The following is a 13,848-nucleotide window of genomic DNA, read 5'->3' on the forward strand; positions in this document are numbered from 1 at the left end:
GTCCGGGCAGTTAACGGGTGCAGGAAGGCCTGTTGTGGAGCACAACAGGCCATTTGTACAGTTAGCGCTTAGGTGAAATTATGATGAACAACGATTCCGCTCTTCAATTGAGCAATGTCCTTAACCAGGAATGTACCCGCAGTGGCGTTCACTGCCAGAGCAAAAAACGTGCGCTGGAGATTATCAGTGAACTGGCCGCAAAACAGCTGGGCCTGCCACCGCAGGTCGTATTCGAAGCCATCCTGACCCGTGAAAAAATGGGCAGTACCGGTATCGGCAACGGCATTGCGATCCCGCATGGCAAACTGGAAGAGGACACCCTGCGTGCCGTCGGTGTGTTTGTGCAACTGGAAACGCCTATTGCCTTTGATGCCATCGATAACCAGCCCGTTGATCTCCTCTTCGCGCTGCTGGTTCCTGCCGATCAGACGAAAACCCATCTGCATACGCTTTCACTGGTCGCTAAACGCCTGGCCGATAAAACCATCTGCCGTCGACTGCGCTCAGCGCAAAGTGATGAAGAGCTTTATGAAATTATCACTGAAGCAGAAGGCAGTCAGGATGAGGCATAACCAGGAGATGGCCTTCACATCTGTTGTCCTGAGGAGAAACGGAACATGGTGCTGATGATTGTCAGTGGCCGTTCAGGGTCGGGGAAATCCGTCGCCCTGCGCGCGCTGGAAGACATGGGTTTTTACTGCGTAGATAACCTGCCGGTGGTACTGCTGCCCGAGCTGGCACGCACCCTTGCAGACAGACAAATCTCTGCCGCCGTCAGCATCGACGTCCGTAACATGCCTGAATCGCCAGAAATCTTTGAACAGGCGATGAGCAACCTGCCGGACACGTTTTCACCTCAGCTGTTGTTCCTTGATGCGGACCGCAACACACTGATCCGTCGCTACAGCGATACCCGTCGTTTGCACCCGCTTTCCAGCAAGAACCTCTCTCTGGAGAGCGCAATCGACGAAGAGAGCGACCTGCTGGAGCCCCTGCGCTCACGTGCCGATTTGATTGTCGACACCTCCGAAATGTCCGTTCACGAGCTGGCAGAAATGCTTCGTACCCGTTTACTGGGCAAACGCGAGCGTGAACTGACAATGGTGTTTGAGTCATTCGGCTTTAAGCACGGCATACCTATCGATGCGGATTATGTTTTCGACGTGCGCTTCCTGCCAAACCCCCACTGGGATCCGAAACTGCGCCCAATGACCGGTCTGGATAAACCCGTCGCGGCGTTCCTCGACAGGCACACAGAAGTTCACAATTTTATCTACCAGACGCGAAGCTACCTTGAGCTATGGTTACCTATGCTGGAGACAAACAATCGTAGCTATCTGACGGTGGCGATTGGCTGTACCGGCGGTAAACATCGTTCGGTCTATATCGCCGAACAGCTGGCCGACTATTTCCGTTCACGCGGAAAGAACGTTCAGTCCCGTCATCGCACGCTGGAAAAACGTAAAACATGACCGTAAAACAAACCGTTGAGATCACCAATAAGCTGGGCATGCACGCACGCCCGGCGATGAAGCTGTTCGAACTGATGCAGGGTTTCGATGCGGAAGTTCTGCTACGAAATGATGAAGGGACCGAAGCGGAAGCAAACAGCGTCATTGCACTGCTGATGCTGGATTCCGCCAAAGGTCGCCAGATTGAAGTCGAAGCCACCGGCCCACAGGAAGAGGAAGCGCTGGCGGCGGTGATTGCGCTGTTTAACGCCGGGTTTGACGAGGATTAATTTCAGCCCCGCTGGCGGGTGGCGCTGCGCTTACCCGCCCTACATTAATTTATTGCGCTGCATAAACCCTTCCCCGCCTAACTGACGCATCTGGCGCATGATCCACGCCTGACGGCTTCGCACGTACCCGGACGGGGCACTGGCCTTAAAGCGGATGGGATTAGGCAAGACGGCAGCCAGGAGCGCTGCTTCGGACATACTCAGTCGGCTGGCCGGTTTATTGAAATAGCGCTGCGCGGCGGCCTCAACACCAAACACGCCATCGCCAAACTCAGCAATATTGAGATAGACGGTCAGAATGCGTTTTTTGCTCCAGACCGTTTCCATCCCCAGCGTCAACCCCGCTTCAAGCCCTTTTCGTACCCAGCTGCGACCGTCCCACAGGAACAGATTCTTTGCGGTTTGCTGCGATAATGTCGATGCCCCACGGACGCGGTTTTCGTGGCGTTCATTGTGCGCCAGCGCTTTCTCGATTGCCGCCACGTCAAACCCCCAGTGTTCCGGGAATTTCTGATCCTCTGCCGCAATGACCGCCAGCCCCATAAACGGTGAGATCTCATCCATACTTACCCAGTCCGAGTGGGCCACATAGCTGAAATCACCACTGAGCCATGCCCCAAGCTGACGCTCGACCATCACGGCCGAAAACGGGACCGGCATAATGCTGAATAAGGCGAGTCCGCCCCCCCAGAATACCGCGAGCACGAGAACGATGCGCAACAGGGCGCGTTTCACCCACGCGCCTGCGCCGAATTTACGACTCATTCAGTCAACACCAGCACTCTGGCCACCAGTTTTTCGATGCCTGCAGCAGCCTCGGCAATATTCTGCGCCAGCATCCAGGCAGGTGTGGTAACGACCTTGTTGTCTTCATCCACCACAATGTCATCCACCGGACAAGGTACGTGCTCGCCGCCCATCTCCTCGATGATTTCTGCGGTATCAATATCGGTGCCGATTGTCAGCCGCAGCGGGAAATCAAAAATTTTAGGCAGCATTGCCGGCGCGATACAGATAAAGCCCTGCGGTTTACCTGCCGCATGCATTGCTTGCGACAGCACTTTTAAATGGGGATCGATCTGACACGCCGCCCCTTCTGAAGCAAAGGTACTGAGATTTTTGGCCGCCCCAAACCCGCCCGGCACGATTAACGCATCGAGCTCAGCGGCGTCCGCCTGAATAAGGGGGTGGACATCGCCACGCGCAATACGCGCCGCTTCAATCAGTACGTTACGGGTTTCCGCCATGGCCTCTCCGGTCAGATGATTAATCACATCTGCCTGCTTTTTGTCTGGCGCGAAACAGATCGCTTCCGCCCCCTGCCTTGCCAGGGCCAGCAGCGTGATGACGGCTTCATGAATTTCTGAACCATCGTAAACACCGCATCCGCTCAGTACGACACCAACCTTTTTCATCCTGACGTTCCTTCTTTGCAACTTGCTGAAGCACATAATTAATTTTGATTAAAACGCTATGCTTCACACATTTCACTGATTCATGTAACAAACCATTTAAGATTTGCTATCTTATCTGCGTGCGGCCTAAATTTTCAGGCGGCGCCCATGCGAAAACAACACGAAAAATCAGGCGCAGCCACGATTTCCCTGGTGTTGGCGCAGTATTCGCGCACCCCGGTTAAGCCGGGGTCATTTTTTTCTGGCATCCACCCAGGCTTTTAGCACCGCCACATCGTTCTGCCACTCTTGTTTCATCTCTTCGACCCAATCACCCACGTTATCTTCCCATGCCGGTAAATCAGGTGACTGAATCTGTTGTCCCAACTGCTGTAAGTGGCGTAACCCGACAGAGCCAGCAGCGCCTTTGATCTTATGCCCTTCTTCCACAATGCCTTTCTGATCGCGTGCGGTCAGGTTGGACTCCAGCACGCTCAGGTAGCCAGGCATCATTTTTTCGAACACGGCCAGACCATCGGTAATCAGTTTTGGGCCAACCAGGTCGATGTACTGCTCCAGCATCGCAGTATCCAGAATCGTTTGGGCCTTCGCGCTATCAACAGACGTCATGGTGCTCTCCTCTTCATCATGGGTATCCCAGAACTTCTTGATCATGGCGGTCAGAGCAGGCACCGCCAGCGGCTTGCTGAGCACATCATCCATACCGGCATCGAGGTACTCTTTTTTATCTTTCAGGACGTTGGCCGTCAGCGCGACCAGCGGCGGCAGTTCATCGGCAGCATACTGCGTTGTCAGCGCACGGGAGATATCCAGCCCGGTCATGTCCGGCAGTTGAATATCCAGCAGGACGAGGTCATATTCGCCCGGTTTAAACATCTCCAGCGCGGCTTTACCGGTCATCGCCACGTCCACGCTGTTACCCAGTTTTTCCAACACCGAGCGCGCCACAATCACGTTCAGCTCGATGTCTTCGACCAGCAGAACATGCAGCGCCGGGAGCGGCATATCGTCTTGTTCAAAGGTATCCTCAACCTCTTCTGCCACCGCCGGGGCATGCACCGTCAGCGTAAAGGTAGAGCCTTTGCCCGCCTGGCTGGCCACGGTGATATCACCGCCCATGCTCTTCGCGAGCCGTTTCGATACCGCAAGGCCAATGCCCGTGCCGGTAGCAGGCTTACCACCGTTGCTGTCCTTCACCTGATAATACATGGCAAAGATTTTGTCCTGCTCTTCCTGCGGAATGCCAATGCCTGAGTCTTCCACCTCAAAGTGCAGCATGTCTCCTTCGTCATAGCGGATACGCACCGCCACCTGCCCCTGCTGGGTAAATTTCACCGCGTTACTGATCAGGTTCCAGAGGATTTGGCGCAGACGCGTGCCGTCCGTGACCACTTTGTGCGGCAGCGGCAGGGTTGGCTCCATGACAAAGCTCAGCCCCTTCTGCTGCGCCTGCAGGCCGGACAGGTTTTCCAGATCGGCAAGGAAGCTGGTGAAATCAACCGGCTGGTTATCAAGCTGGACTTTACGGCGCTCCATCTTATCCATGTCGATAATATCGTTGAAGATATTCCCCAGCGTGACCGCCGAAACATGGATCGTTTTGAGGTATTTTTCCTGTTCCGCCGTCAGGTCGGTGTCCAGCAGAATACGGCTTAAGCCGACGATGCCGTTCAACGGGGTACGCAGTTCATGGCTTATGGTGGAGATGAAGGTCGTCTTATCGCGGCTGGCGCGCTCAAGGGCATCCTGATAACGCTTACGCTCGGTGATATCGCGGCCAAAGCCCATCAGGCCGTGGCGTTTCCCGACGCGGTCGTAGTACGGCACTTTACGGATCTCAAAGCAGGCTTTACGCCCGTCCGGGTAATCCAGCCACTGTTCATAGGTCAGCGAGACGTTGTGGCGGAAGACTTTTTCGTCCGTCTCCATGACCTTGGCGGCCGCCTCTTCGGAGTACACATCCTGGGGTTTCAGGTGGATCAGCTGCTTTTCGCTTTTGCCGGTCAGCAGCTCCATCGCCCGGTTACAGCCGGAGAACTCTTTGTCTTCGTTACGGTAGAAAACCAGATCCGGAGAAGCATCAAGGAATGAACGCAGGAAAGAGGATTGCTGCTCAAGCTGGATCTGCGTCACCTCACGCTCTTTCATTTCGATTTTCAGCTGCTCAAGCGTCGCCTGACGCTCGGCTTCCGCCTTCTCACGATCTGAAATCTCCTGGTTAAGCTGGGCAATGTTGTCTTTCAGTTGGACGTTGAGCTTTAAATCGCGCTCGCGCATCTCTTCCAGCTTATCAACCAGTTTTGACAGGCGCTGACGGGACTCTTCCAGTTGTTCAACGACGACGGAAAGAAAATAGACCGCCCAGGGGGTGATCAGCAAACCGAAGAAGATAGAGCGGATGACGTCGATACTCTCGACCTGACCATGCAACACCATGGTCACGGCCATTTGCACGACAATGGCCAGAACAACCAGCGCCAGCGCCAGCAGCATGGAGAAACGCACCAGCCCGAGCTTCATCATCAGGTCGACGTAGTACTGGGCAAGCATTCGAATTTGCTTCATAGAGGATCCCTTCACGACTTTATCGCTCAATAATACTCAAATTCGCGGCGGGACGTTGAAGGTTGTGAGAAAAAGTGCGGGGTGAAACAGGAGATTAGCCTCGCTTCCGGCTAACCGGAAGCGAGGAGAGGACAATCAGGAGCGTTTCAGCAGCAGCCAGAGGCTGATCAGCAGGAAGCTGGCGCTCGGCAGCAGCGCACCAATAATTGGCGGAATGCCGTAAACCAGCGTCAGCGGGCCAAAGATCTGATCGAGGACGTAGAATACAAAGCCGAAGCTGATCCCGGTGACCACACGAACACCCATCGGCACGCTACGCAGCGGGCCAAAGATAAACGACAGGGCCATCAGCATCATCACCGCCACGGACATCGGCTGGAAGATTTTGCTCCACATATTGAGTTGATAGCGCCCGGCATCCTGCCCGCTCGACTTCAGGTATTTGACGTAGTTGTGCAACCCGCTGATGGAGAGCGCGTCCGGATCCAGCGCCACCACCCCGAGTTTGTCCGGCGTGAGGTTGGTTTTCCACGTCCCGGACACCGTCTGAGAGCCGGTGATCTGTTTTGGGTTCGTTAGATCAGACTCGTCAACCTGGGATAACCGCCACTGCTTGTGTTCGGGGTCAAACTTCGCTGACGATGCGTGACGTACAGACTGTAAACGACGCTCATCATTGAAGGCGTAAATACTCACGCCGCCCAGCTCATCATCCCCTTTCACGCGTTCGATATAGACGAAGTTCTGGCCATCTTTCGCCCATAACCCTTGCTGTGTTGAGAGCAGTGAACCGCCGTACATCGCCTGGGCACGATAGTTACGCGCCATCTGTTCGCCCTGCGGTGCCACCCACTCGCCAATCGCCATGGTCAACAGCACCAGTGGGATCGCGGTTTTCATTACCGACAGCGCCACCTGCAAACGGGTAAAGCCCGATGCCTGCATCACAACCAGTTCGCTGCGCTGTGCCAGCATCCCCAGCCCCAGCAGCGCGCCCAGCAGGGCCGCCATCGGGAAGAAGATCTGCACATCTTTTGGCACGCTGAGCAGGGTATACATCCCTGCGCCCAGCGCGTCGTAGCTCCCTTGCCCGGCTTTTTTCAGCTGATCGACAAATTTAATAATGCCGGAGAGCGACACCAGCATGAACAACGTCATCATGATGGTGGTGAAAATGGTTTTACCGATATAGCGATCAAGAACGCCAAACGCCTGCATTAGATGGCTCCTTTACGCGAAAATCGGGCACGTATGCGGCGCACTGGCACCGTATCCCACAGGTTTAATCCCAGCGCCAGTAAGATGTACAGGCTGTTGACGAACCACGTCCAGACCATCGGGTCCAGCTTACCCTTCGCGCCGTTAGAACGAATCGAGGTTTGCAGCAGGAAGTAGATCAGGTACAGCAGCATCGCCGGCAGCATCGAGAGCACGCGCCCCTGACGCGGGTTCACCACGCTCAGCGGCACGACAATCAATGCCATCATAAACACGGTGAAGACGAGCGTAATACGCCAGTGGAACTCCGCACGCGCTCTGTCGGTATCGGTGTTCCACAGCGTACGCATATCCATTTGCTCGGTATCCGTTGGATCGAGCGCCACCGCCTGATGACCAATAATGGCCTGATAGTTCTGGAAATCCGTAATACGGAAGTCACGAAGCATCGCGGTGCCTTCAAAGCGGGTGCCTTTATTCAGCGTCACGACCTGGGAACCATCTTTGCGCTGCGCAAGCTGACCGGAGTCTGCCACCACCACCGATGGACGTGCGTTTCCTTTGGTCCGCAGCTGCGCCAGGAAGACGTCGTTGAATTTACTGCCGTCAACGCTCTCAATAAACAGCACTGAGTTTCCGTCGGTCGCCTGCTGAAACTGCCCCTGCGCTAATGCCGCCATACCGGGGTTCGCTTTTGCTTCAGCCAGCACTTCATCCTGATGACGAGAGGACATTGGGCCCGCCCACATCACATTCACCGCGGCGACGATACCCGTGAACAGCGCCAGTATCATGGCGGCTTTCACCAGAACAGCCTTGCTCAAACCACAGGCATGCATCACCGTGATTTCACTCTCGGTATAAAGCTTACCGAGCGTCATGAGCAGACCGAGGAAAAGACTTAGCGGCAGAATAAGCTGCGCCATTTCCGGGATCCCTAAACCAAGCAGGGAAAGCACCAGATTCGTTGGAATTTCGCCGTCAACGGCCGCACCGAGGATCTTGACCAGCTTCTGACAGAAAAAAATCAGCAGCAGGATGAAGAGGATCGCCAGTTGGCTTTTGAGCGTCTCCCGCACCAGATATCTTATGATTATCACTTTAAATACGCCCGTAAAAACCCGTCTCTTTGCTGGAAAATCGCTTGTTTCATGGCTTAAACGTCATTTATTCTCTTGAGTCGTCGAAATCATCGCTAAGATTAAAACACCCGGCGGATTCACGCTTCAGGACTTTTTCTGACGTGTCGAAACCGTAATAACGTAAGATTAACACGAAGTCACCACAACAGCGGACTTGAGTTACGAAAGGTTTCAATTCTATCCGTAGCAGCCGCTGTTGTCTTTAAGATTCAGGAGCGTAGTGCATGGAGTTCAGTGTAAAAAGCGGTAGCCCGGAGAAACAGCGGAGTGCCTGCATCGTTGTGGGCGTCTTTGAACCACGCCGACTCTCCCCGATCGCCGAGCAACTCGATAAAATCAGTGACGGCTACATTAGCGCCCTGCTGCGCCGTGGCGAACTGGAAGGCAAACCTGGGCAGACGCTGTTACTGCACCATGTTCCGAACGTGCTGTCCGAACGTATTCTGCTGATTGGCTGCGGTAAAGAGCGCGAGCTGGATGAACGTCAGTATAAGCAGGTGATTCAGAAAACAATTAATACCCTGAATGACACCGGCTCAATGGAAGCCGTTTGCTTCCTGACCGAACTGCACGTCAAAGGTCGTAACACCTACTGGAAAGTGCGCCAGGCTGTCGAAACCGCAAAAGAGAGCCTGTACAGCTTCGATCAGCTCAAGACCAACAAAAGCGAGCCGCGCCGTCCGCTGCGTAAAATGGTCTTTAACGTGCCAACCCGTCGCGAACTCACCAGCGGCGAGCGCGCCATCCAGCACGGTCTGGCGATTGCCGCCGGGATTAAAGCCGCAAAAGATCTGGGCAACATGCCGCCTAATATCTGTAACGCCGCCTATCTGGCCTCTCAGGCGCGCCAGCTGGCTGACTCCTACAGCAAGAATGTCATCACCCGCGTTATCGGCGAACAGCAGATGAAAGAGCTGGGTATGCACTCTTACCTGGCGGTGGGCAACGGCTCGCAGAACGAATCCCTGATGTCGGTTATCGAATACAAGGGCAATCCGTCAGAAGACGCGCGTCCTGTTGTGCTGGTCGGCAAAGGCCTGACCTTCGATTCCGGTGGTATCTCCATCAAGCCTTCTGAAGGCATGGATGAGATGAAGTACGACATGTGTGGTGCAGCGGCGGTGTATGGCGTGATGCGTATGGTGGCTGAACTTCAGTTACCGATTAACGTTATCGGCGTGCTGGCGGGCTGCGAAAACATGCCGGGTGGACGCGCTTATCGTCCGGGTGATGTCCTGACCACCATGTCCGGCCAGACCGTTGAGGTGCTGAACACCGATGCCGAGGGCCGTCTGGTGCTGTGCGACGTATTAACCTACGTTGAACGCTTCGAACCTGACGTGGTGATCGACGTGGCCACCCTGACCGGTGCCTGCGTGATCGCGCTGGGCCACCACATCACCGGCCTGATGTCGAACCACAATCCGCTGGCACACGAACTTATCGGCGCGTCCGAACAAGCCGGCGACCGCGCATGGCGTCTGCCACTGGGTGACGAATACCAGGAGCAGTTGGAGTCTAACTTTGCGGACATGGCGAACATCGGCGGCCGTCCTGGTGGTGCCATCACCGCGGGCTGCTTCCTGGCACGCTTCACCCGCAAGTATAACTGGGCTCACCTGGATATTGCCGGCACCGCATGGCGCTCCGGAAAAGCCAAAGGCGCGACCGGTCGTCCGGTTGCATTGCTGTCGCAGTTCCTGCTCAATCGCGCCGGATTTAATGGCGACGAGTAAGTCAAAACGGCAGTAAACCGTAGGCCGGGTAAGGCGAAGCCGCCACCCGGCTTAAGTATTTAAAGTGAGCACAAGAAGCCCCATATATGAAGAATGCAACGTTCTACCTTCTGGACAATGACACCCATCAGGATGGCCTCAGCGCCGTAGAACAGCTGGTGTGTGAAATTGCCGCAGAACGTTGGCGCGCAGGTAAGCGGGTTCTGATTGCCTGTGAAGATGAACAGCAGGCGATTCGTCTTGACGAAGCGCTGTGGGCGCGCCCGCCGGAGAGTTTTGTACCGCATAACCTGTCTGGCGAAGGGCCGCGCGGCGGCGCACCGGTCGAGATAGCCTGGCCACAAAAGCGCAACAGCAGCGCGCGCGATATTCTGATTAGCCTGCGGATAGATTTTGCAGATTTTGCCACCGCTTTCACAGAAGTGGTAGACTTTGTCCCTTACGAAGAATCCTTGAAACAACTGGCGCGCGAACGCTACAAAGCGTACCGCCTGGCTGGTTTTAACCTGAATACGGCAACCTGGAAATAATGGAAAAGACATATAACCCACGCGATATCGAACAGCCGCTTTACGAGCACTGGGAACAGCAGGGCTATTTCAAGCCTAACGGCGATGAAAGCAAAGAGTCCTTCTGCATCATGATCCCGCCGCCGAACGTCACCGGCAGTTTGCATATGGGTCATGCCTTCCAGCAGACCATCATGGATACCATGATCCGCTACCAGCGCATGCAGGGCAAAAACACCCTGTGGCAGGCGGGGACTGACCACGCGGGTATCGCGACCCAGATGGTGGTTGAGCGTAAGATTGCCGCTGAAGAGGGTAAAACCCGTCACGATTACGGTCGCGACGCCTTTATCGATAAAATCTGGCAGTGGAAAGCAGAATCTGGCGGCACCATTACCCGTCAGATGCGCCGTCTCGGTAACTCCGTAGACTGGGAGCGCGAGCGTTTCACCATGGACGAAGGTCTTTCCAACGCCGTAAAAGAAGTGTTCGTCCGTCTGTACAAAGAAGACCTGATTTACCGTGGCAAACGCCTGGTTAACTGGGACCCGAAACTGCGCACCGCGATCTCTGACCTGGAAGTGGAAAACCGCGAGTCTAAAGGCTCCATGTGGCACATCCGCTATCCGCTGGCCGACGGCGCGAAAACCGCAGACGGTAAAGATTACTTAGTGGTGGCAACCACCCGTCCGGAAACCCTGCTGGGCGATACCGGCGTGGCCGTTAACCCGGAAGATCCGCGTTATAAAGATCTGATTGGCAAATTCGTGGTGCTGCCGCTGGTGAACCGCCGCATTCCGATTGTGGGCGACGAACACGCCGACATGGAAAAAGGCACCGGCTGCGTGAAAATCACCCCGGCGCACGACTTCAACGACTACGAAGTGGGTCGTCGTCACGCCCTGCCGATGATCAACATTCTGACCTTCGACGGTGACATCCGTGAAAGCGCAGAAGTGTATGACACCAAAGGCAACGAATCCGACGTTTACTCAAGCGACATTCCGGCGGAGTTCCAGAAGCTGGAACGCTTTGCCGCGCGTAAAGCGATTGTGGCTGCCGTTGACGCACTCGGCCTGCTGGAAGAGATTAAACCTCACGATCTGACCGTGCCGTACGGCGACCGTGGTGGCGTGGTTATCGAGCCAATGCTGACCGACCAGTGGTATGTGCGTGCCGACGTGCTGGCAAAACCGGCTGTTGAAGCGGTTGAAAACGGCAGCATTCAGTTCGTGCCGAAGCAGTACGAAAACATGTACTTCTCCTGGATGCGCGATATTCAGGACTGGTGTATCTCCCGTCAGCTGTGGTGGGGTCACCGTATCCCGGCATGGTACGACAACGAAGGCAACGTATACGTTGGGCGCAGTGAAGATGAAGTGCGTCAGGAAAACAACCTGAGCGCGGATGTCGCCCTGCGTCAGGACGAAGACGTGCTGGATACCTGGTTCTCCTCCGCGCTGTGGACCTTCTCCACCCTCGGCTGGCCAGAGAACACCGACGCGCTGCGTCAGTTCCACCCAACCAGCGTGATGGTCTCCGGCTTCGATATCATCTTCTTCTGGATTGCCCGCATGATCATGATGACCATGCACTTCATTAAAGATGAAAACGGCAAGCCGCAGGTTCCGTTCCATACCGTCTATATGACCGGTCTTATCCGTGACGATGAAGGCCAGAAGATGTCCAAATCCAAGGGCAACGTCATTGACCCGCTGGATATGGTGGACGGGATCTCCCTGGAAGAGCTGCTGGAAAAACGCACCGGCAACATGATGCAGCCGCAGCTAGCAGAGAAGATCCGCAAGCGCACCGAGAAGCAGTTCCCGAACGGGATTGAATCTCACGGTACTGACGCCCTGCGTTTCACCCTGGCGGCGCTGGCCTCCACCGGTCGCGACATCAACTGGGACATGAAGCGTCTGGAAGGTTACCGTAACTTCTGTAACAAACTGTGGAACGCCAGCCGCTTCGTGCTGATGAACACTGAAGATCAGGATTGCGGCTTCAACGGCGGCGAGATGATCCTCTCTCTGGCCGACCGCTGGATCCTGGCGGAATTCAACCAGACGGTGAAAGCGTTCCGCGAGGCGCTGGACAGCTACCGCTTCGACATCGCGGCGGGCATTCTGTACGAATTCACCTGGAACCAGTTCTGTGACTGGTACCTGGAGCTGGCGAAGCCGGTCATGAACGGCGGAACGGAGGCAGAACTGCGCGGTACGCGTAATACGCTGATTACCGTGCTGGAAGGCCTGCTGCGTCTGGCGCACCCGATCATTCCATTTATCACCGAAACCATCTGGCAGCGTGTGAAAGCGATCGCGGGCATCAACGCCGACACCATCATGCTGCAGCCGTTCCCGGAATTCGATGCCGCTAAAGTGGATGAAGCTGCCTCAGCGGATACCGAGTGGCTGAAGCAGGCGATCGTCGCTGTACGTAACATCCGTGCAGAAATGAACATCGCCCCGGGCAAACCGCTGGAACTGCTCCTGCGCGGTTGCAGCGACGCGGCTGTTCGTCGTGTCACCGAGAACAATACCTTCCTGAAAACCATGGCGCGTCTGGAAAGCATCACCGTGCTGCCAGCCGATGACAAAGGTCCGGTCTCCGTGACGAAAATCATCGACGGCGCTGAGCTGCTGATCCCAATGGCGGGTCTCGTCGACAAAGACGCTGAGCTGGCACGTCTGGCAAAAGAAGTGGCAAAAGTCGACGTGGAAATTGGCAAAATCGAAAGCAAACTGGCGAACGAAGGCTTTGTCGCTCGCGCGCCGGAAGCGGTCATCGCCAAAGAGCGTGAACGCCTGGTTGCTTTCGCCGATGCGAAGACCAAGCTGATTGAGCAGCAGGCGGTGATTGCGGCCCTGTAATGCTTTTACCCCTTACGCTTCAGGGCGTAAGGGGTATTCTTCCTGAAAACTCCTCGCTTGCACTCCCCTTTCTGCGGTGCTATTAACAGCAGTTGTGTGTCAATTTTTGTAATGAGTAATGCTATGAGCGTGATTACCCCCGTCGCGACAACGATGCGTCGGATCGCTGTGCAGGACAACCCGGCTATCGCCGCCGTTATCCGTACGGTTTCTGCCGAATATGGCCTGACGGCTGATAAAGGCTATACGGTTGCTGATCCAAATCTGGACGAGCTGTTCCAGCTTTACAGCCAGCCGGGCCATGCCTACTGGGTTATTGAGCAGAATGGCCAGGTGGTGGGCGGCGGCGGCGTTGCTCCGCTCAGCTGCAGCGAGCCGGATATCTGCGAGCTGCAGAAAATGTATTTCCTGCCATCTGTTCGCGGACAAGGTCTGGCGAAGAGACTGGCGCTGGTCGCACTCGACTATGCCCGCAATCAGGGTTTTACACGCTGTTACCTCGAAACAACCGCCTTCCTCAAAGAGGCCATCGGCCTGTATGAACATTTGGGCTTTGAGCATATTGATGCACCGCTGGGCTGCACCGGCCACGTCGATTGCGAAGTCAGGATGCTGAAAACGCTGTAAATACTTTTGCTGCCCTCTT

The 13,848-nt window shown here is 55.4% G+C and carries 12 protein-coding genes; 7 read left to right on the plus strand and 5 right to left on the minus strand.

What is annotated here, in order from left to right:
* Nucleotides 1-80: 80 nt before the first annotated feature.
* Genes ptsN through npr form a run of 3 tightly spaced genes read left to right on the plus strand, consistent with a single transcriptional unit; the run spans nt 81 to nt 1,741 of the window.
* A complete protein-coding gene (gene ptsN / locus VF709_RS12725) occupies nt 81-572 on the plus strand; it encodes a PTS IIA-like nitrogen regulatory protein PtsN (RefSeq protein ID WP_013098944.1) in 492 nt (163 codons plus the stop codon).
* Nucleotides 573-617: 45 nt separating this feature from the next.
* Nucleotides 618-1,472 (plus strand): RNase adapter RapZ, encoded by an 855-nt coding sequence (gene rapZ / locus VF709_RS12730; protein WP_013098945.1) that lies wholly within the window; start codon nt 618-620, stop codon nt 1,470-1,472.
* Nucleotides 1,469-1,741: a PTS phosphocarrier protein NPr gene (gene npr / locus VF709_RS12735; RefSeq protein ID WP_003861872.1), complete on the plus strand. Its 273-nt coding sequence runs from the start codon at nt 1,469-1,471 to the stop codon at nt 1,739-1,741. Before rapZ ends, npr begins: the two co-directional genes overlap by 4 nt.
* A 39-nt stretch (nt 1,742-1,780) precedes the next feature.
* Here npr and mtgA read toward each other — a convergent pair whose 3' ends face one another.
* From mtgA to lptF, 5 genes are all read right to left on the minus strand, one after another.
* Entirely contained in the window at nt 1,781-2,506 is a 726-nt protein-coding gene (gene mtgA / locus VF709_RS12740; RefSeq protein WP_020687356.1) for a monofunctional biosynthetic peptidoglycan transglycosylase, read from the minus strand.
* A complete protein-coding gene (gene elbB, locus VF709_RS12745; RefSeq protein ID WP_013098947.1) occupies nt 2,503-3,156 on the minus strand; it encodes an isoprenoid biosynthesis glyoxalase ElbB in 654 nt (217 codons plus the stop codon). The genes mtgA and elbB overlap by 4 nt, the downstream gene beginning before the upstream one ends.
* Nucleotides 3,157-3,387: 231 nt before the next feature.
* On the minus strand, nt 3,388-5,721 hold the full coding sequence (gene arcB / locus VF709_RS12750) for an aerobic respiration two-component sensor histidine kinase ArcB (RefSeq protein ID WP_013098948.1): 2,334 nt from the start codon (nt 5,719-5,721) through the stop codon (nt 3,388-3,390).
* Between the two features lie 135 nt (nt 5,722-5,856).
* Nucleotides 5,857-6,939, minus strand: coding sequence for an LPS export ABC transporter permease LptG (lptG, locus tag VF709_RS12755; protein WP_013098949.1), 1,083 nt, complete (start codon nt 6,937-6,939; stop codon nt 5,857-5,859).
* Nucleotides 6,939-8,039: an LPS export ABC transporter permease LptF gene (lptF, locus tag VF709_RS12760; protein ID WP_029883394.1), complete on the minus strand. Its 1,101-nt coding sequence runs from the start codon at nt 8,037-8,039 to the stop codon at nt 6,939-6,941. The genes lptG and lptF overlap by 1 nt, the downstream gene beginning before the upstream one ends.
* 266 nt (nt 8,040-8,305) lie before the next feature.
* On the opposite strand from lptF, the gene pepA reads away from it, so the two are divergent.
* The 4 genes from pepA to VF709_RS12780 all read left to right on the plus strand — a co-directional run bounded on the left by pepA (nt 8,306) and on the right by VF709_RS12780 (nt 13,829).
* A complete protein-coding gene (pepA, locus tag VF709_RS12765; protein WP_013098951.1) occupies nt 8,306-9,817 on the plus strand; it encodes a leucyl aminopeptidase in 1,512 nt (503 codons plus the stop codon).
* An 86-nt stretch (nt 9,818-9,903) separates the two neighbouring features.
* Nucleotides 9,904-10,347, plus strand: coding sequence for a DNA polymerase III subunit chi (holC, locus tag VF709_RS12770; RefSeq protein ID WP_008502815.1), 444 nt, complete (start codon nt 9,904-9,906; stop codon nt 10,345-10,347).
* Nucleotides 10,347-13,202: a valine--tRNA ligase gene (locus tag VF709_RS12775; RefSeq protein ID WP_013098952.1), complete on the plus strand. Its 2,856-nt coding sequence runs from the start codon at nt 10,347-10,349 to the stop codon at nt 13,200-13,202. The genes holC and VF709_RS12775 overlap by 1 nt, the downstream gene beginning before the upstream one ends.
* Nucleotides 13,203-13,325: 123 nt before the next feature.
* Nucleotides 13,326-13,829, plus strand: a complete 504-nt coding sequence (locus tag VF709_RS12780; RefSeq protein WP_013098953.1) for a GNAT family N-acetyltransferase — start codon at nt 13,326-13,328, stop codon at nt 13,827-13,829.
* Nucleotides 13,830-13,848: the final 19 nt, after the last annotated feature.

It is taken from the genome of Enterobacter sp. Lyrl_3, assembly GCF_051948675.1.
Lineage (GTDB): Bacteria > Pseudomonadota > Gammaproteobacteria > Enterobacterales > Enterobacteriaceae > Enterobacter > Enterobacter cloacae.

Bases quoted from the DNA above. Each gene is read 5' to 3' on its own strand.
- ptsN (WP_013098944.1), top strand. From the start codon at position 81: ATGATGAACAACGATTCCGCTCTTCAATTGAGCAATGTCCTTAACCAG.
- VF709_RS12780 (WP_013098953.1), top strand. From the start codon at position 13,326: ATGAGCGTGATTACCCCCGTCGCGACAACGATGCGTCGGATCGCTGTG.
- npr (WP_003861872.1), top strand. From the start codon at position 1,469: ATGACCGTAAAACAAACCGTTGAGATCACCAATAAGCTGGGCATGCAC.
- arcB (WP_013098948.1), bottom strand. From the start codon at position 5,721: ATGAAGCAAATTCGAATGCTTGCCCAGTACTACGTCGACCTGATGATG.
- mtgA (WP_020687356.1), bottom strand. From the start codon at position 2,506: ATGAGTCGTAAATTCGGCGCAGGCGCGTGGGTGAAACGCGCCCTGTTG.
- lptG (WP_013098949.1), bottom strand. From the start codon at position 6,939: ATGCAGGCGTTTGGCGTTCTTGATCGCTATATCGGTAAAACCATTTTC.
- VF709_RS12775 (WP_013098952.1), top strand. From the start codon at position 10,347: ATGGAAAAGACATATAACCCACGCGATATCGAACAGCCGCTTTACGAG.
- rapZ (WP_013098945.1), top strand. From the start codon at position 618: ATGGTGCTGATGATTGTCAGTGGCCGTTCAGGGTCGGGGAAATCCGTC.
- pepA (WP_013098951.1), top strand. From the start codon at position 8,306: ATGGAGTTCAGTGTAAAAAGCGGTAGCCCGGAGAAACAGCGGAGTGCC.
- elbB (WP_013098947.1), bottom strand. From the start codon at position 3,156: ATGAAAAAGGTTGGTGTCGTACTGAGCGGATGCGGTGTTTACGATGGT.
- holC (WP_008502815.1), top strand. From the start codon at position 9,904: ATGAAGAATGCAACGTTCTACCTTCTGGACAATGACACCCATCAGGAT.